General features: G+C 65.3%; 16 protein-coding genes. 10 read left to right on the top strand and 6 right to left on the bottom strand.

Annotated features, from left to right (window positions below):
- Positions 1–208: 208 nt before the first annotated feature.
- The 9 genes from BSP109_RS14275 to BSP109_RS14235 all read left to right on the top strand — a co-directional run bounded on the left by BSP109_RS14275 (position 209) and on the right by BSP109_RS14235 (position 9180).
- Positions 209–1000 (top strand): hypothetical protein, encoded by a 792-nt coding sequence (locus tag BSP109_RS14275; protein ID WP_101601511.1) that lies wholly within the window; start codon positions 209–211, stop codon positions 998–1000.
- The gene (locus tag BSP109_RS14270) at positions 1000–2322 is read left to right on the top strand and encodes a CpaF family protein (RefSeq protein ID WP_257944713.1); all 1323 of its coding nucleotides are present in this window, start codon (positions 1000–1002) and stop codon (positions 2320–2322) included. The genes BSP109_RS14275 and BSP109_RS14270 overlap by 1 nt, the downstream gene beginning before the upstream one ends.
- Positions 2322–3206 (top strand): type II secretion system F family protein, encoded by an 885-nt coding sequence (locus BSP109_RS14265; protein WP_257944716.1) that lies wholly within the window; start codon positions 2322–2324, stop codon positions 3204–3206. The genes BSP109_RS14270 and BSP109_RS14265 overlap by 1 nt, the downstream gene beginning before the upstream one ends.
- A complete protein-coding gene (locus BSP109_RS14260) occupies positions 3203–4117 on the top strand; it encodes a hypothetical protein (RefSeq protein WP_101601508.1) in 915 nt (304 codons plus the stop codon). Before BSP109_RS14265 ends, BSP109_RS14260 begins: the two co-directional genes overlap by 4 nt.
- 83 nt (positions 4118–4200) lie before the next feature.
- Positions 4201–4389, top strand: coding sequence for a hypothetical protein (locus tag BSP109_RS14255; RefSeq protein WP_101601506.1), 189 nt, complete (start codon positions 4201–4203; stop codon positions 4387–4389).
- Positions 4390–4502: 113 nt separating this feature from the next.
- Positions 4503–4844, top strand: a complete 342-nt coding sequence (locus BSP109_RS17350) for a TadE/TadG family type IV pilus assembly protein (protein WP_101601504.1) — start codon at positions 4503–4505, stop codon at positions 4842–4844.
- A gap of 131 nt (positions 4845–4975) precedes the next feature.
- A complete protein-coding gene (locus tag BSP109_RS14245; RefSeq protein WP_257944712.1) occupies positions 4976–5380 on the top strand; it encodes an ATP/GTP-binding protein in 405 nt (134 codons plus the stop codon).
- A complete protein-coding gene (locus BSP109_RS17930) occupies positions 5377–5823 on the top strand; it encodes a pilus assembly protein TadG-related protein (RefSeq protein ID WP_146001173.1) in 447 nt (148 codons plus the stop codon). The genes BSP109_RS14245 and BSP109_RS17930 overlap by 4 nt, the downstream gene beginning before the upstream one ends.
- 9 nt (positions 5824–5832) lie before the next feature.
- A complete protein-coding gene (locus tag BSP109_RS14235; protein WP_101601503.1) occupies positions 5833–9180 on the top strand; it encodes a LysM peptidoglycan-binding domain-containing protein in 3348 nt (1115 codons plus the stop codon).
- A gap of 93 nt (positions 9181–9273) precedes the next feature.
- On the opposite strand, the gene BSP109_RS14230 is transcribed toward BSP109_RS14235, so the two are convergent.
- From BSP109_RS14230 to BSP109_RS14220, 3 genes are all read right to left on the bottom strand, one after another.
- A complete protein-coding gene (locus tag BSP109_RS14230) occupies positions 9274–11841 on the bottom strand; it encodes a S8 family peptidase (RefSeq protein ID WP_101601501.1) in 2568 nt (855 codons plus the stop codon).
- A complete protein-coding gene (locus tag BSP109_RS14225; protein WP_101601500.1) occupies positions 11834–12802 on the bottom strand; it encodes an AAA family ATPase in 969 nt (322 codons plus the stop codon). Before BSP109_RS14225 ends, BSP109_RS14230 begins: the two co-directional genes overlap by 8 nt.
- Positions 12803–12964: 162 nt before the next feature.
- Positions 12965–13417, bottom strand: coding sequence for a hypothetical protein (locus BSP109_RS14220; protein WP_180959761.1), 453 nt, complete (start codon positions 13415–13417; stop codon positions 12965–12967).
- A 220-nt stretch (positions 13418–13637) separates the two neighbouring features.
- Here BSP109_RS14220 and BSP109_RS17345 point away from each other — a divergent pair, with 220 nt between their 5' ends.
- Positions 13638–14111 carry a DUF4160 domain-containing protein gene (locus BSP109_RS17345; protein ID WP_180959760.1) on the top strand — a complete coding sequence of 158 codons (474 nt, stop codon included), beginning with the start codon at positions 13638–13640 and terminating at the stop codon, positions 14109–14111.
- A 264-nt stretch (positions 14112–14375) separates the two neighbouring features.
- On the opposite strand, the gene BSP109_RS14210 is transcribed toward BSP109_RS17345, so the two are convergent.
- From BSP109_RS14210 to BSP109_RS14200, 3 genes are all read right to left on the bottom strand, one after another.
- Positions 14376–16604: a hypothetical protein gene (locus BSP109_RS14210; protein ID WP_146001171.1), complete on the bottom strand. Its 2229-nt coding sequence runs from the start codon at positions 16602–16604 to the stop codon at positions 14376–14378.
- A gap of 323 nt (positions 16605–16927) precedes the next feature.
- Positions 16928–18340, bottom strand: coding sequence for a hypothetical protein (locus tag BSP109_RS14205; protein ID WP_101601494.1), 1413 nt, complete (start codon positions 18338–18340; stop codon positions 16928–16930).
- Positions 18337–18699: a hypothetical protein gene (locus BSP109_RS14200; protein ID WP_101601492.1), complete on the bottom strand. Its 363-nt coding sequence runs from the start codon at positions 18697–18699 to the stop codon at positions 18337–18339. The genes BSP109_RS14205 and BSP109_RS14200 overlap by 4 nt, the downstream gene beginning before the upstream one ends.
- Positions 18700–18886 lie beyond the last annotated feature (187 nt).

Here is an 18886-nt window from a genome sequence, read left to right as displayed (position 1 = left end):
GGCGCTCGCGCTGGCGGCCGCCCGTGGGCTTCCAGCAGTTGTGGTCGAGGCCGACCCGTATGGGGGTGATCTGGCGCTGCGTTGCCGTGTCGAGGGCCATCCGATGCCCCCGACTCCGACGGTGTTGGGCTTGGGAGCTGGCCGTGCTGACCGTCCGCCACCTTCACCGGGCGAGCCGTCTGTTGTCGCCAGTCCGGAGAGGCATCGCTTGGATCTGTGGCACGACGGGTCCCACCTTCTGAACCGCCTGGTGCGTGTCGTTCCAGGGTTCTTGAGCGCCGAGCAAGGGGCGACCTTGGCGTGGCCGGTGGTCACCGCGACGCTTGAGATGCAGCTGCCTCCGGTCTTCGCTGATTTGGGCCGCATTCACGCCGGGTCACCGTCCATGCCGCTGGCGTGCGCCGCTGACGCCCTGATCGTGGTGTGCCGCGGTGACATGGCGTCGGTGCAGCACATGATGTGGCGGCTGGATCATCTTGTTCCAGCGATTGCTGATCGTAACGGCCATCCGCCGGCCGTGATCCCGGTGGTGGTCGCCTCTCACCGCAACGGTGCTCGGGCGGCCAAGCAGGTCTCCGAACTGCTCGCTGAATCTCCAGTGGCGCCCACCTTGCAAGGGGTCGGCTGGCTGGCGTGGGACCCGGCTGGCGCCAACGCGTTGCAGGAGGGTGCCGATCCGTGGGCGAAGCCGCTGCGCAAGTCGGAGTTGATGAAGTCAGCGCGCTCGGTCATGAGCCTGCTCGCATCGGCGACCGGTCTCGATCACGGCGAGCCCATCACCGGACGCAAGCGAGCACGCCGACGTAATGACTCAGCAGACGCCACTGGGACGACAGGCGCACCGGTGGTCTCAGGGGAAGCCGTCAATAGCGAACCACCGGTGGCTGCTGCCACTCATGGGGTTGGCGTGAGCGCGGATGAGGTCGCAGATTCACCAGTGCCTTCGTTCGAGGGTCTGCGCCGCGGCTGGGACGCCGCGCGTGGAGACGGCGGCCGATGATGGACATCCGCGGCACTGACCACAGCCTGCTCCGCCGGCTCCAGGTCCAAGTGGGAGACCGTCTCGAACAGAGCCTCCAAGCCCGGTCCCTGCAGGGTCAGCCCGCATTGAGCGCTGAGGACACGGACGCACTCAAAGCTGACCTGGCCCATCAGGTGGTCGATGATTACGCCCGTGACCTCGCCGAACGGGGCGTGGGCACGTTGTCGTGGGAGGAGAGCCAGGATCTTGTTCAGGGGTTGAAGAATCGCCTCTACGGCGCGGGTTCGTTGGCAGACCTTCTGCGGGATGAGTCGATCGAGGAGATCGACATCAATGGCTGGCAGAACGTGTTTGTCGACTACAGCAGCGGTGTCCGGACGCGCGTGGCTCCGGTATATGAGTCCAATGAGGAGCTGATCGAGCACATCCAGACTCTGGCCGCTCATGAGGGCTTGTCGGGTCGGGCGTTCGATAGCGCCAATCCGCATGTGAACTTCCGGGTGGGCTCGGCCCGGGTGCAGGCGGTGATGGCCGTCACCACGGCCCCGGTGGTCTCGATTCGGCTCCACCACCGCCACATGCGGTACAGCCTCAAGGACCTGGTCGCAGGCGGAACGATCGACCAGCCGCTGGCTGACTTCTTCTCCGCCGCGGTAAGAGCGAAACGCAACATCATCATCGGTGGGGAGACCAGCGCCGGGAAGACGGTGTTGTTGCGGGCGTTGGCGGCCGAGATCGAACCGGACGAGCGGCTGATCACTATTGAGCGGGCTCTCGAGCTCGGTCTGGAGGATGACGAGGACACGCATCCCGACATCGTGCCGATGGAGGAGCGGCTACCTAATGCCGAGGGCGAGGGCGCGGTCCCGATGCGTGAACTGCTCATGGTGACCAAGCGAATGCGACCTGATCGCGTGATCGTCGGCGAGGTGCTGGGCGATGAGATTCTGGTGATGCTCAACGCGATGATGAACGGCAACGACGGCTCGTTGTCCACGATCCACGCGAACTCCTCGGAGGGCATCGTGGAGAACATCGTCTCCTACGCGATCCAAGCTCCCGAGCGACTGCCGAGGGCCGGCGCGATCAGCATGATCGCCAACGGCCTGGACTTCTTGGTCTTCGTCAAGCGGTTCCGCGGCGGCGGCCAGCAACGCCGGGTGGTGCACTCGGTGCGCGAAGTCGTCGGCTACGACGGTGAGCTGTTGAAGACCAATGAGATCTTCAAACCCGGACCGACCGGGATGGCAGTGCGTGACCTTCCCGTGGGGATCAACCGGATCGAGGCACTGCGGGAGGTCGGCTATCGCGACCAGGGCGAGACAGACAGGTGGGCGTGATGCTCATCGGCTTGGGAGTGCTGCTCGCGATCGGCCTGATCGGCATCGGCCGGCTGGCCAGGGGCTTGGCGCTGGTGCCCGAATCGTTGACCCAGTTGGGCCGGCGAGACGGTAGCCGAGACGAGTGGCGCGAGCATCGGGCACTGCTGTCGGCGGCGGCAGTGTTCGCGGCGGTGGTGCTGATCAGTCGCAACTTCGTGCTCGGCGTGATTGCCGGTGCTGCGGTGGTGTTGTGGCCGCTGATCGTTGGCGGTGGGAAGGCCGAACGTGCCGCTTTGGCGAAGCTCGACGCGTTGGCGCAGTGGACCGAGGCGCTGCGCGACCTTGCGCAGAAAGGCGCCGGTCTGGAATCGGTGATTCCCAAGACGATCCCCACCGCATCTGAGGTCCTGGCCCCGTCGCTTCGGCACCTGTCGTTCCGGCTCAGTGTCCGGGTCCCTTTGCCTGAGGCGTTGAGCCTGTTTGCCGATGAGGTCGACGATGCTGGTGCCGACCTGGTGGTCGCGGCTCTGGCCCTTTCAGCACGTCAACGCAAGGGACAGCTCTCCCGCGTGCTCTCGGCACTGTCGTCGGCGTTGCGCGACGAACTGGAGGCACGAACCCGGATCATGCGCGAACGCAACGTCGTGCGTCGTGAGGCCGCCCAGGTCGCGGGCCTGTCTGCTGTGCTGGTGTTCGGCGCGACTCTGTTCGCGCCGCCGACCCTTCCCGGATCGGCAAGCACCGCGGCCGAAGTGCTGCCGTTCCTGCTCGCGGGTGCGTTCTTCCTCGTCTTCTCCCGTGTTCGCAAGCTCGCCGAACCTGAAGCAGAACCACGTTTCTTGTCTGCGGCCAGCGAAGTGCTCGAGGCAGCAACCTACCGACCCAAGGCGGTGGGACTGTGACAGCCGTGATCCTCCTCAGCATCCTGTTGGGCCTGGGCCTGCTGCAATTGCGTTGGCTCGCCTTCGGTCCAGCACCGGATCTGGTGACCGAGATCGACCACTGGCGCCGCGGCCGCGAACGCGCGGGGCGCCGTGCGAGTACTGGGGCACCGGTCTCACCGCTGGGTCGGATCACCCGCTGGGTCAGCGAGACGCTGCGCTCCTACCGCCCCGAGTTCCTCGACACCCTGGCACCCGATCTGGCTATCACCGGCCGGGATCTGCAGACCTGGCTGGCACGCGTCGTCACCACCACAGCAGCCCTCGCGCTCGGTCCCACCGTGCTCATGCTGCTGCGCCGCGCGGCAGATCCAGAGACATCACTGCAGTGGGGCCCTCTACTAGGATTGGGACTCGGGGTGGCCGCCGTCGTGCTCTCAGTCAAGGACCTGCGCGCCGAAGCCAGGCGCCGCCGCGAAGAGTTCACTCGCGCCCTGTCGATCTACCTGGACCTGGTCGCGATGAGCATGGAGGCCGGACAGGGCCACGCCCAGGCGTTGCCCGCCGCCGCACAAATCGGCACGGGCCGGGCATTCACCGACATCCGCACCGCCATCGAGCTCGCGCCATCACGGGGCATCACCCCGTGGGAAGCCCTGGGCCAGTTGGGCCAGCGCTATCAAATCCTTGAGCTGCTCACCTTGCGCTCCAGCATCGAACTCGCCCAAGACGACGGCGCCCGCGTCAAGGAATCACTCATCGCCCGCGCAACCACGATGCGAGCGATTCGGTTGGCGGCCGCGGTCGAGCGAGCCAACAAGGCCACCCAGTCCATGACCCAACTCAACATCGTCGCCGCCATGCTCGCCGGCTGCTACCTGGCCGGCCCCTACATCCTCGCGCTTCGCACCGCCGCAGGCGCACCCGGATAGGCGAGGACAACCACAACGACACCTATCGGCAGTAATCAAGAAACGACACCTATCGGCAGTAATCAAGAGAGGAGGAAACCACGATGATCCGGATCATCGGCATATTCATACTCACCGTGGCGGCCCGGCTTTCGCGGCCTCGAGACGAGCGTGGTGAAGGCGCTGTGCCGTGGCTGGTCGTTCTCGGATTCGGAGTAGCTATCGCCATCTTCGCTGGCGACTCAGTCATGGCGTTCGCCCAGTCACTCGTGGGGAAACTCGGCGGCAATTAGCCACCGCACAACGGTCAGGCAGACCTCGCGATGGTGAGGAAGGAGACGACGTGCAGCATCTACAGCACCGACCCGCGCGCCGTCGACGCCGCGATGAACGCGGCTCGGGAGGTGTGCAGTTCCTCATCACCTTCGTCGCGATCTTTTTCCTTTTCACCAGCCTGGTTCAGTACGGCATCCGCATGCACGCCAACCGTATGGCCGAAGCCGCTGCCCGAGAAGCCGCCGTCAGCACCGCACGATTCGACGGCACCACCGAGTCCGGCCGCGCGACCGCCGACGACTACCTGTCGACCACCGGCGCCATCGCCATCACGGGATCCACGGTCAACGTGACGCGCTCGACCACCGAGGCACGCGTCTCGGTCACAGTCAAGATCGTCCCCCTGGCACCGTGGCTTGCTGACCCGATCACGTCCGTCGCTACGGCTCCGGTGGAGAGGTTCGTGCCATGAGGCCGCCAGCTCAGCACCCCCAACGCCACCCCTTCGGCCGCCAAGGGCTATGCACGTTGTGGTTGCGACCGCTTCGAGACCGGGAATTGCAGGCCGGTGGGCGTGTCCGCGACGAGCGCGGGTCGGCCGGCGTGGAGCTTCTGATCACAGCCACAGCGTCGGTGGCTCTGGTGATCGTGGTGGTCGCCGTCGGTCGCTATGTCGACGGTCCGGCCCAGGCCAACGATGCCGCCTACGCGGCCGCCCGAGCTGCGTCATTGGCGCCCAACCAGCTGCAAGGCGTCGCCGACGGCCGACAGGCGGCAGCCGATGCCCTTGCTGACCGCGGCAAGAGCTGCCAGAACCTCTCAGTGTCCTTCGCCGGCAGTGACTTCAGCCCCGGAGGCCAGGTCGTCGCCGAGGTGAGCTGCACGGTCAACCTGACCGATACCGGCGCTCTAGGCAATCAGCTCGGAGTAAGCCAGCACACCGAATTCCGCGAGCGTGCCGTCGTGCCCATCGAGAGATTCCGTGTCGTGAACGGAGCGCGCGCATGATCCCGGCATGGTTTCGTACCGCCTGCCGCCGGGCCCGCCGCGACAGGGACGAGCGCGGTGTGGCAGCAGTCTGGCTGCTCATCATCGCCGCCACAGCCTTTGTGGCACTGGTGGGCTTAGTCGGTGGCGGAGGGGAACTGACCAACTACCAGGTCGAGGCCCGCCGCGCAGCCGAGCAGGCAGCCCGCGCCGGCGCCGACGAACTCTCCGAGGCCGCCATCCGCTCCGGGACCGATGAGGTCAACACCGGCGCCGCTATCGCCAGAGCCCGCACCGTCCTGACCACCTCCGGCTGGACCGGCACTGTGCAGGTGCGGGGCAGCACGGTGATCGTGACGGCCACCGGGACCCGCAAACCGACGTTCCTGCCCTTGCTCTATGTCAAGACCGTCCACATCAACGAGACCGGCACCGCCACGGCCATCTCGAGCCCGGACGGATAGAGGACTTTCATGACACGCTCGAACACGAGGATCTCCACCAGGGTGACACGCGCGATCGCAGCACTGGTGGTGCTGGCTGCGTTGCTCGTCGGTGCCCCGCTCGCACTGATGGCATGGCGTGGCAATCCGTGGCCAGCGGGCGGCTGGGCGGAGATCCAACTGCTCACCACCAGCACGATCGTCGGAGCGTTCGTCACGGCGGGTTGGCTCGCCTGGGCGCTGATGACCGTGTGCATCCTGACCGAGACCATCGCGGTCGTCACCGGCAAGACAGCGCGGCGTATTCCGTTTGTCCTGCCGGGACAGCAGGAGTTCGCCCGGTACCTGATCCTCTCGGTCGCAGCCCTCGGGCTGGGGGCGGGCACTATGACCAACGGCGCTATCGCACAACCGGCGTCAGCGTCGGAAGCCACTGCACAAACCGTGCACGCATTCGCCTTCACCACGCCGGCGGCCGCACCTGATGAGGTTGAGGTCGACTCACGTCAGGGACCGTCGATCACCCTGCAGACCGACACGACAGCGTGGAGACTGGCCGAGACCCGCCTCGGGGACGGGGCACGGTGGCACGAGATCCGTGACCTCAACCACGGCATCCAGTTGGCTGATGGAACCACGTTCACCCAAGGCACCCAGACCCTGCCGGCTGGCACCACTCTGCATCTGCCTGCTGACGCCCAGAACCTCCCCACCGCGGCCCCGAACGACGACACACCCGACACAGAAGCCGGCGGCACCGACACCACAGAGCATGTAGCCGAAGATCGCGAGGGTGCCGATCACACCGCCGGAAACATTGAGGATGCTGCGCCTGCCGAGACGGTCACCGTGGTGCGGGGGGACACGCTGTGGGATATCTCCGAGGAGGAGACGGGTAACCCACATCGGTACAAGGAGGTCTTCGAGGCTTCCAAGGGAACTCGCCAACCTGGCGGCGAATACCTGACTGACCCAGACCTGATCAAGCCCGGTTGGACCATCACGATCCCCCGTGACGTACCGGCCGCCGACGATCAGGCGCCCGAGACCGCGGACGTCGCCCCCGAACTCGAGGAGCCAGCCCCAACTGAACTTACCGAGCGGCCCCCGACTGATCCTCCGTCAGTCGAAGCCCCTTCGGAGGATGCGGAAGAGTCACCAGCCGAAGCGGTTGACCGGGTCGAGCAGGTCGACGACACCGAGGAGAACAGCACCATCTTGGGGATGCCGTGGGCGCTGGCGGGGTTGACCGGCGCAGGAACGCTCCTGGCTGGTGGGCTGCTGATCGGGCTACGTCAGCGCCGGGCCGCACAGTTTCGTGCCCGACGTCCAGGCCGGACCATCCGACCAGCTGACCCCGAACTGGCAGCTACGGAGAGGACCATCACCGCTGCCGGGCCGCTCGGTGAGGAGATGCTGATCTTCATCGACGCCGCCCTGCGCCGCCTCGCCGGGACCGTCCATGCCGCTGGCTCGGCGATGCCGCCGGTCGCCGCTGTCGAAGCACGACTGGGCGAGGACGGGAGTCTCACCCTGCACCTGAGCGACACCGCTGAACTCCCTGAACCGTGGCACGGCACACCCGACCGCCTTCACTGGCACGTCCCGACCGCCACGGACATCATCGACCTTGGTCTCCTCAGCGAGGAGACCGACCCGCCCTACCCGCTGTTGGTCACCATCGGCCAAGCCGACACCGGTGAGCTGTGGCTTTTCAACTGTGAGGAGGTCGGCATCCTGAACGTCACCGGTGACCTCAACAGTGGCCGCAATGTTGTGCGACACCTGATCGCTCAGCTGGCCGTCAACCCTTGGGCCCAAGGCGTCAAGGTCGACTGCATCGGCCTGGGCAGTGAAGCCACCCCACTGGGAGAGGGGATCAGCTATCACGCGCCCGGCGATCAGGCGAACGCCGCAATCGCTGAGACCATCGCGGATGCGATCGCCATGGTCGACCGCGCCACCGAATACGACATCGACGTGGCCACCGGACGGACCGGCCAAGCCGACGACGATCTCTGGCCCAGCCGCCTACTCATCCTTGACGCAGCCTCAGACGAAGCCGCTGACAATGAGCTCGTGGGGCTCGACCAGCTGATGGGCGTTGTCTCCCATCAGATCGGTCGGACCGCCACATCAATCCTGATTCTCGGCGAGCACACCGACACCGCAGGAACTGAACTGCGACTGACCGGCACCGGACGGGTCGTCCTCGAGCAGGCTGGCCTCGATCTGGTCGGTGTCAGCCTCACCAGCGAGGAAGTCGCTGGTGTCGGTCTGGTCTACGCCCAAAGCGAGATCCTCGACGACGTCGAGATTGGCGTCGACACGACCATCGATGACGGGTGGGAGACCTACGCCGACCGAACAGGAGGCCTGCGCCGTGAACACACAACAGCGCGTGCCACTCCGCCGGTCGAACTCATTGAACCGGCCACCAGCCTCCTCGATGCAGACGACCAGGACTACCTCGCCGAGGCTGCGATACTTGCTGAGGACCTCGAAGCTCTCGCACCCAGAGTCCCTGGACACCTACGCGCGGAGATCGAGGACCAAGACCCGAACCTGGACGAGGACTGCGAGCGCTGGTTCGCCGATGGCGACAACTGTGCCCAGCTCATCCTGCTCGGGCCAGTCGCTGCACACACCCACGGCAAAGCGCTCGCCAAACGCCGGGCGTACTTCACCGAGTTGCTGGCGTTCTTGTGGTTCCACCGTCGCCACGGCGCGACCCGCGACCAGATCGTTGAGGCCTTCGGTACCCCGCCGGATCGGGTGCGCAAGGACATCAGCATTCTGCGGGACTGGCTGGGGACCAACCCCGACACCAAGCGGCCCTACTTGCCCGCGGCTGATGAGGCACCTGCTGCGAAGACCACAGGGGTCAACGTCTACCAACTTGACGATGGTGTGCGTGTTGATTGGGACCTATTCAAGCGTCTGCGTGTCCGTGCTGATGCGCGCGGTGGTAGCGAGGGCCGTGAGGACCTCATGGCAGCGCTCCAACTCGTGACTGGCCGACCCTGCGACCGGCTTCGCGAGGGGGGCTGGTCGTGGCTGGCCGATGGGGAGCGCCACGACCACTACATGGCTGCTGCCATCGCCGACGTCGCCCTCACTGTCACGACCCACTTCCTGAGCGAACACGACACGAGGCGCGCACGCGAGGCGACCGAGGTCGCGCTGTTGGCCGCACCCGATGAAGAGGCGACTCGACTTAGTCTCGTGGAGATCACCGAGGCCGAAGGGAATCGAACTGAAGCGCAGCGCATTTTGCGAGATGAGGTCTGCAACCGCTCCGACGACGGACAGGCGCCCACCGACATCAATGACCGGACCCAGACCCTCATCAACAACCGTAAGTGGCTCGCCGGATGAATTGAGGCTCGCGGCAACTCCCGAGGCCCGCCGCCGGAGGTAGCTGATGCTGATCGTGACGGGACGAGGAGCGAACGAAGCCAGCCGGCGAGACTACGTTGCTTCTATGCTGACTGGCACCTGGAGGTCGGTAGCGATGGGCGTGTATAGGTCGACGCCCTGTTCCTGGGTCTTGAGCGAGACGATGAGGGAATAGCGGATGGGTAGATCGAGCCGATCCTTGCGACGGTTGCGCTTCCACCAGCCGCCAACCGGATAGACGCCGATCACGCCGGAGGCCGCGAGGTCTTGTCCTGAGCCCTCCCAGATGTCTTGGTGGAGCGACCCCAGGTTCCGCTGGTTGGGACCAATCATCCAGCGTTGATCCGATCCCGACGATCTTGAAGGGCGAGAGGAGTCTTCATCGTTCTCGGCCTCACGATTCAGGCGCGCGATGAACTCGGCTTCGGTGAGATCAGTTGGGGCCTTGAGATCGAACCGGAGCAGGTGGGATGCGTAGGAATAGCGCTGTCGCCATCCACGTCGTGACGCAGACGGCTCGACGAAGTAGGAGAGCGTGACCTTCAAAGTGACGTCTCCGGCCCCGATGGTCTCCAGGACCTCTGTCGGCCAAGGGAATGCGTGGAGCCTGAACCGACGCATCTTGTATTCGGTTCCCTCGAAGGGAACGAAGGTGTCTTGCGTGACGAGCGTGACGGATTGCCGCGACGAAAGTAGTACGGCGTCCTCGGATGGCACGCCCCATCCATACCGTCGGAGCAGATCGAGCTTGGGCTCTTTCTTCGTGCCGGTGGCATCGAACTCGGCACGCATCGCTGGCGTCCATTCGGCTGCGTGCACCATGAGCCCGCGAACCGTCTCAGGCCAATACTCCGGATAGTGCGCGACCGTGAGCGCGGCGATCCTTGACGCTTGTGCCGTGGCCGCGCTGGTGGCGTTTGCGGACGTCAACGCGAGATCGTTCTGGAGGCCGGTGGAACGGAGCGACAACAGCGGATGGCGGTCATGGAATCCGGTCGACCCGTCGGTGAGGACATTGCCGCCCTCGAAACAGATGTCCGGTTTGATGGGCCACTTCCGCTTGCTGAATAGGAGGGACGTCCTGCTATGGGGCGAGAGTTCACCCTTCCCCGCCAACGTCGTCCAACCAGCAAAATCGGGATCGGCCAGACTACCGACGAGATCGGTGTGGGCGCCGACTGTCAGAGCGTTCCAAGCCTGGGCAGGGTCTTCCACCGCGGAAGTGTCCGACTCGATGCGGTGATCGTTGCTGTAGGTGTCGACGTTTCCGGCCGCAACAATCATGAGCCGACTCGAGTCTGCATCGGGTGCTGTCAGCAGCTGTAGTTGCTCACCGTCTCGGACGATGTCGGTTCCCACGGCCAGCGCGTCGACTGTCGACGACCAGAGGGTTGGCGCACCGGGCCGGTCTGGCTCGGTGGAGATGGGCATGCAGAACACACGGCGTCGCTGCGTCGTGGCCTCTGTTCGGGCGACGGCATCGACGGTGACAGTTCCGTAGTCGCGAGGGTCGGTGTCAGGCTCACCGCGATTGGGAAGCACGCGCACAGACTCAAGCCGGTGATGGAGTTGCACGGCGCCTGATCCGGTGAGCAGGTCATCGAGCGGCCCGTACAACGCCAGACCGGCCATCGCCGTACCGTGCCCTTGGGTATCGAAGCCAGAGGTGCCGATCACCGTGTGCAGGTCAGCGGGGTCAAGAGAGGCGGCGAGGAGCCGGTGGGAGCGCGCCACACCGGTATCGAGATGGCACACCGCAGGAGCCTCCACCGGAGCCGCAGTGACACGACTGGCGAGGTCGTCGACGTACTCGTCCTGTTCTTCGGGCAGGAGATCTTCGATCGTGTCGACGAACTCGGGCCTGCGAATCTCAGCGATCGGAACGCTCGTGAAAGGCAGCACTTCCAGTTGCTGCCACGTCGCATTGATCCATACCACGACGCGATCGTTGAGGGCCAGAGAACGCTCTAAGAGCCGCAGGTTCAGCGCTGTCGCGAACCCGCGAAGGCTGTCCGTGTTCTGCGGAGAGGCGTCCAGCCACAACTCCCACCATTGGGTTCCGTTCTTGGGCGGTTCACCTTCGGACTGCCAGAGGTCATCGAGGATGGTCTGCCGGATGCGGGAGATGTTGGCCACGAGGGCACGATTCGCGGGGTTACCCTCCGGCGTCTCCCACTTGTCCTCAGAGGCTCTCGTGATCTTCTTGCTCAGGTAGTCCTCGAAGATCTTCAGGAACTGTGCCCGGTAGGCGTCAGCGACCCACACCACGGCTCTTTCGGGCAGGCCACTGGTTGCCGACTGCACCGACAGCAGCAGCCACTGGGGCACCCTCGGCTTCTTCGCGCCTCCTCGGGTGAACTTTTCTAGCGACTCGATCTTCAGCGGATAGGCGGCGTCTTCTCCCTCAAGGGTGATGACACTTCCCAGGGCTCGTAGCTCATCGGCGCTGAGGCTGATACTCGTGCGAGTCGTGTCGCTTTCGGAGAACGCATCCTGGAGCTGGCCCCTCAGCGCGAGCCCGTGGGCGCGGTATTCGACAGGCTTGACCTTCGGGTTGCCGTTGCCGCCGCGAGAGAAGTCCTCGCTTCGGACACGATCGAGGACTTGCAGGTGGGTGAGGTGCCGGAGTTCGTCAGGCACCGCTCGCCGTTCGACGAGTCTCCAAAGCAGATACGAGATCCTCAGCCCGGATGACGGTATCGCTGCGCATCAGAACAGCCTTGGCGGCTGCCTCAGCCGCCTTCACCAAGTCGGCGTGACTGAGACCTTCGGTATGGGTATCGACCGCGTCCCAGCGCATGCCCTTCATCAGCGAGCCGAGCCGTCCCTTGATGACCGCTCGCGCCTGCGTCGTGTCGGGCAGGCCGTAGGTGAGAACCATGTCGAAACGGCGAAACAACGCCTTGTCGAGAATGGCCCGGTGATTCGTTGCTGCAATCACAATGCTCTCAGGGCTGGCCTGTTCCAGGAAGACCAGAAAGGAGTTCAGAATGCGTCGTGCCTCACCGACGTCGTTTCCGGACCGGTCTGCTCCCAGTGCGTCGAACTCATCGAACAAGTAGACGCCCCGCCGTTGCGCCACGGCGTCGAATACCAGGCGCAGCTTCCCCGCGGTCTCGCCCATGTATTTGCTCAGCAAGCTATCGAGACGCACGGTGAACATAGGCAAAGACAGCTCGCGTGCCAATACCGCCGCCGTCATGGTCTTTCCTGTGCCCGGTGGCCCTTCCAGGAGTAGGCGATGGGTCGGGTCGAACCCGTGTTCAAGGAGCCGCTTGCGCTGGCGCTGTTCGGCGATGACCTGTTTGAGCCGTTCCCTCAGTTCGCTTGGCCCTACCAAGTTCCGCAAAGCGACTTCGGGGTGGCTGACCTCGACAAGGTCCGCCAGGTCGCCGCGTGGCTGGGCGAGCTTGGTGACGTTGCTGCGAGGCGTCGTACTTCGGGACGCATCGACGGCCTTCTTGATGTCGCCTGCCAACACGTGATGGCCTTGGCGTGCCTCCCGAGCCGCGATTTGCAGGGCCACAGAGTAGAATGCTGAGTCGTCGCCGGAGGCGTGACTACGGACCATCGCGGTGATGTGTTCACCGAGTCCAGCCATGATCCCTCCTCGCAGCCTCGACCCATATCAGAGCAGTATCGTCGCACCAGTCTACGGGCGACCTGCCTTCCGAGCCCGAACGACCCGGCCCCCGCGAGGCGATGAGTCGCTGCTCGTCCGAGCAAGCAGCTGGTCCATCAAGGGCGGATCAGGTCATGCTGCTCACACCAGCACCTCACGGTCCGCCCGCAGGGTGTCTCGAACCTCGCGGGTGAGCTGGCGGCGGCGCTTGCGGGTCCAGACCTGACGCGGCTGGCTCTGGTCGCCTGATTGTTCGCCGGCCTCGCGGATAGCGCGACTCACGGCGAGGTTTTCCTGCGCGCGGACGATGGGGAGCTTGACCGTGGCGAACAGGCCGTGCCCGACGAGCTTGAGGGCGGACCACCAGCACGCGAGGGCGCCGAGATACCACCAACCGGGTTCTCCGGCGTGCACCATGCCGACGCAGACGACACCGGCGCCGAAGTAGGCCACGCCGACGAGGGCGAGCGGAATGCCCCAGCACAGCCCGGCGCGGGTGCGGACACGGCGCACGAGGACGTTGCTGGGCAGCCAGCGTTGGCACCAGCGGTGGACGGCTGCGGCGGGTCGCATGGCGAGAAGGATGAGGAACATGTGGGGCCTCCCGGCATCAGGTGCGAGCAAAGCTCGCAACGGATTACTTGGGTGGCTGGGCCCCACCGCTCCAACTGGAGCGTCCTCGAACTACACGACATTGCCCGCCGGGCGCTTCGTAGTTTACGCCTTCTGCAACGCCGTGACCAGCGCACGATCTGGCGTTGCAGCCCTGCGGGTGTGGGGCGTTGCTGGGGTTGCGCGGCACTATCGTTGCAACGTGAGCAAGCATCCGGACAACCCGTGGTGGTGCCCGGAGCATGATGCGCCACGGATGATCATGACCCGCGAGGAGTGGGACGACGCAGCCGAGGCCGGGCACGTGACTCCGGAGCATGTGATGCAACGGCTCAAGAACATCGCCGACCACGTGTTCGACAACGAGACCTCGATCGGGTTCGACGACGAGGGGTTCGTCGTGAGTCTGACGGCGGCGGGGATGTCTCTGCCCGGCGGCGTGACACTGTGCGTCTACCCGAATGACCACCCGCCGCCACACGTCCACATCAGGGTCCGGTCGCGCCCGGAGGCAAAGCTGCGCATCCGCCTGGACACCGGCGAATTCATGGACGACGCCCCGGACGGGCTGGTGCGCAAGAAGCTCAAGGGCTTGCAGGCGGCTGTTCGGGAGAACCACACGGTGCTTGCCGGGTGGTGGCAGGAGTACCACGGCGATCCCGTGGTGATCGGGTGAGTCGCATCGGATGCGATCGGTCCCCGGCGCTTGCGGCGGGTCAAGTGCAAGACGTGTATCCGATCTGGGACAGGTCAGGATCAGGGGTCGCTGATAGGACTTGAGGTCGGGTGACGACAGGACTCGAGGTGAGGTCTGGCCGCGGTGCTGAGCGTGGTCGGCGGTCGTGGTTGGCAGCGGTGGGAGCGAGGTTCGCGGATGCGGCAGGCGCAGGCGGCCCGGATCGAATCCGTGCCGCCTGCCTTGACCAGTGCCCGCTACTGGTTACGGGGTTCGAAGGTCGCCCAGCGGGTCATCCGTGCTGCCGCCGTCTGTGTCGCCGCTATCGGTGCGCCCGAAGCGTCGGCGCAGGCCCAGGAGCAGCCCGCCTCCAGCGGTCAGGCCGACGCCGGCTGCGAGCATCCCGAGCGTGGCGGGGGCGCCGGTGTTCGGAAGGTTCGGCGTGCTCGTCGTCGGTGTGCCGGGCTTGTCCGGTGGTGGGGGAGGAGCGATCACCTGCGTGGTCTCCGAGGCCTGTCCGAACACCGCGCTCCATCCCTCATGTTCGGGAGTTTCCGCGATGGTTTCGTGCCAGACGTAGTAGCCAGGCTTGTTGACCGTCAGCGCTTCGGTGGTGACTGTGGCTTCGCCGTTGTCGTCGGCGGTGACCGTGAGCGTCAGCGTCCCGACGACAGGGGCGTCCTTGGGAGGAGCGTCGGCTTCGGCTGGCTTGTTCGTCAAGGGCCCATACAGGCTCGTGGTCACCTCGATCGTCGAGCCAGGTTGCAGACCGCTCACGGCGAGCGTGTCGGTGATCTTCGCGCCGGGCTGGGCCGTCTGGGCAGAGGTCTGCGTCGTGACATGCGGCTGCCAGGGCACAACCGTTGTCTCGGATTCCTCGCCGTACTTGCCGGCCCATCCGTCCTGCTCGGCAGTTACGTCGATGGTTTCGTGCCAGACGTAGTAGCCGCGCTCCGTGACGGTCAACGCGCCGGTAACGGCGGTGACGGTGCCGTCGTCGCCAGCGGTGACCTCGGTGGTCACCGTCCCAACGACGGGCGCAGCGTCGGGGACGCTATCGGCAATCTCGGGACGCTCGTCGAATGGCCCGTACAGGGTGGAGACGACACTGGCGGTGCTTCCTGGTTGAAGACCGCTCACGGTGAGCGTGTCGGTGAGCTCGGCACCGGGTTCGGCACGCTGATCAGAGGTCGCAGTGGACACCTCCGGCGACCACTTGACCAAGGTCGTTTCCGATTCCTGCCCGAACTTCCCAGGCCAAGCAAGGTTCTCGTTGGTCTCAGCGGTGGTCTCGAACCACACGTAGTAGCCGGACGTGCTGATCTTCAATCCCTCGGTGGTCGCGGTTGCTTTGCCCGCTCTGTCAGCAGTGACGGCGGTGGTCACCGTTCCGACCTTGGGTGCGTCGCCGGGCGGCGCGTCTGCTGCGGCAGGACGGGTATTGAACGGCCCATACAGGGTTGAGCTGACCACAATGCTCGAACCGGGCTCCATGCCCGAGACATGCAGCGTGTCGGTCAACGACGTGCCCGGCGCCGCAACCTGATCGGCCGTTTCGGTGATGACCTGCGGCTGGTTCGGGACGTTCGCCGTGTAGGAGCCTGCGGCGCTGGCCGGCTCGGTCTTACCGCTGATCAGGATCCGCTGGTAGTTCGACTTCGACGGCTCACGGTAGTGCAACTTGGTCGAGGGGAGTTTGGCGTAGGAGACGCTGACCTTCACGACCCCGTCGCCGGTCGAAGTGAGCGCGACTGGCTGACCGTTCGCGGAAGCGGCGAGGGTCCGGGTCTTGGTCAACGCGAAAACTGCCGGGCCAGTGATGGTCAGAGTTCCTGGATATCCGGTCAGGGTCTTACCTGCTGCTGAGACCGGCCGGTAGGCCGACACGCTTGCGGACTTGGCGTCTGAGGCAGCCTTGACGCTCAACGGGATCGTGTAGGGCCCGGCGAAGTTCTTCGCTTCGGTCACCAGCTTCTTGCCGCCGGACTTGATGTCGCCGGCATACGGGGTGCCGGTGTCCTTCGCTCCTCCGGGACTGGTGACGAACGTCCGGACCGCATAGCTGACATGCGCGGCTTGAGAGTTGTTGGTCGTGTGGCCGTTCGCGGCCAAAACGTAGGCCAGCCGATGCACGTTCGTGGCAGACAGTGGACCGACCCCGGTGGTCCTTGGATTCCAGGTCGTCGTGGTCTTGACTGCGCCATACGATGCGCCGCCGTTGGCATTCGGCGCATAGAGTGTCGCGCCACCGGCTATCGGGTCACCGCAATAGCCAAGCTCGCTCCCAGTCCTGTACGAGCCATACCAAACGTCGCCGGCCTTGGTGATGCCGTGCCCCTTTGACAACGACGCCGCAGAAGCCGACGACATAGGGACAACAGTCGCTGCCAGCACGACGGCGAACACGAACGCCAAACCTCGCCACCCGCGCCGCTGAGACTGGTGAACCGTTCCGGGTTCAGGGGTCACATCTGGGGGATTGACGCGGGTCATCAGAACTCCATTCCACGAGGGCAATGGCGACACCTGGCGATGCCGCTGCCCCACAGGGGGAATCTGACTCATCAGGCGATCACGAAGGCCCACCGGAAGGTCGTTGTTCAGCTCATGACGTCCCCGGCTTGCGTCCTGCCCTTTGGCGGAGGTGTAGGCCCTAGCGGGAACCAATGAAGTCCCTTGACCGGTTGAGTTCGGCGTCCTTAGCTCATCGTCGCAAATTTGCCGCTCCCGATCCGTGGTTGCGACGCCGTCGACACGAACCGTCGATAGAGGAGGACAATCTAGGTCGCCCTCACAGAAGCCGACCGGATGGGCCTTCAACGTCTCGGTCCCCGTTGTGGGGTGGCTTGGTGTCCGGGTGGTCGGCGGTCGGCGTTGCGGCGTCCGGGATTGGGCCAAGTCTCGACGACCTCGAAGGGGGGTGTGTCGGTGAGTGTGTCGCGCAGTTGGGACCTGGCGCTGTTGGAGGCGTGTGGCGACGGTTCAGGGACAGCGGGTTTGTGGTCTGCGAGGGCGGTTAGGGCTCGTACGGCGAAACCCTCTGGAGTGAGTCGACCGTAGACAGGCTCCTCGATGGTGCCGCGTCGCATTACCCGCAATTCGGTGGAGTCGCGTAAGACTTCGCGGCGGAGCGCGGCCGCCCAGGTGGCTAGCGTGTTTTCGGTGGCGGCGAGCAGGTCCATGGTTTCGGGATCGCTGAGGGCGTCGACCTGGCCTTCCTTGACGGCAACGCTGATCTCTTGCTGTTGGCCGCGTACGAGCGGGTGGATGTGTGGACCTGTCGGGTCGTGCAGGCCGCGGGTCGCATACAGGGCGTCGTCAAGCAAGTCATGAAGGTGTCCGGCGCGCGGCAACTCGCCCTGCAGTTCGGCGCTGGCTGCAATCCGGTCGTGAAGTCGCGCGAGGAGATTGACCTGGTTGTGAGCAACGGCGAGCGCGCTGGATGCGGAGAGCCGATGCGGTGCCCGCAGGTTTCGCCGTGCCATGGGCTGCAGGAACGACTCGAGTGATCGCTGTGCGGGCGCCAGGTCCTGGGGGACACGCAACAGATGGACGGGCCGATCGAACTCGGTCGGCCTAGCAGGCGCAGTCACGGCGCCGTCGACAAGGTGATGGTCGGCGACCCAGTGAGCGAATCTCTCGACCGATGCGGCAACGAGCCTGGCTGTGGCGATCTCGGTGGCGTGTCCCCGGTCAACGTTCGTGTGGGTGTTGAGCGCACCGGCAGCTCGCAGTCGCTGATCGAGTACCGCCATCGCTTCGACGATCTGTGCGGTGTCGGACGCCAGCGCCGCGTGCGCTGCCGAGGTCGTGCGCCAGGGCTCAGGTTCGGCCGTGTTGAGCACATGATTGGCCACGAGTATCGCCTTGGCTGCGCTGGTCCAGTGCTTCGCCACCGGATCGGTGACCTCGCCCAGCGCGTCGCTGGGCGCCAGGCGGTCGGCAGGTGCCATGTGGGGGAACTGTTCGACCAGGTAGCCCAGCTCGATGACTGGTTCGCGGCGCAGGGCGTCGAATTTGACCGGTGTGCTCGCCGCTGGGTCGGTGCTCTTGACCTGGACGCGGAACTGGTTCCAGAGCCGGTCGCGCAGCGCGCCGATCACGACGTCGCGACTGGTCAGAACCACCGGTCGCAGACTCGGATCGTCCGGGAGGGCCGGGCCTCGGACTAGATCTGCCAACGCGTTGGCGATGCGCTCGGCGTGCTCGCCATACGGGGTGGTGATCATCCGCTTCCCCTGGCTTTCGCGACCAGCTCACGAACCCGGGTCAGGCGCAGTACTGCTGGAAGTCCGGTGACGTCGCCCAGCATCCGGGCGAGCAGATCCTCCAGCCTGTCGAATCCGTCCTCGGCATTGGCCACGGACGGCGGCGAGACGATGACGTTGGGTGTGTGCAGCCCGGAGTCGGTGAGCTCGGTGAACGCCTCGGACAGGCACCGACGTGCGGGCCGCAGGATTCCGTAGTCTCCTCCGGCGGTGGCGAGCTCCTCCAGGAGGGCGTAGGTCGCGGCGAAGTCGCGGTGCTCCGAAAGTGCTGAGCTGGCCATGGCGTGGGCCTCCTGATGGGTGTGCTGGAACGAGGTCATGGGACGAACCTTTCTCCGGCACGATGTCTCACGGGCTCTGATGACGCCTGCCTGTGGATAAGCGGCTCTTCCCGGTTCGTGGTGATGGGGAGCGTCGCGTCGTTGACGTAGAACGGCTCGTGGTCCTGCTGTGATGGGTGTTGTCAAGACATCCGAATCTCAGAGGACCACGAGCCTGTGCACGAGA

The sequence above is a fragment of the Brevibacterium sp. Mu109 genome, assembly GCF_900169375.1.
Classification (GTDB): domain Bacteria; phylum Actinomycetota; class Actinomycetes; order Actinomycetales; family Brevibacteriaceae; genus Brevibacterium; species Brevibacterium yomogidense_A.
Note: the sequence above shows the minus strand (reverse complement) of the source record. Positions and strands in the feature narration are given on the sequence as shown.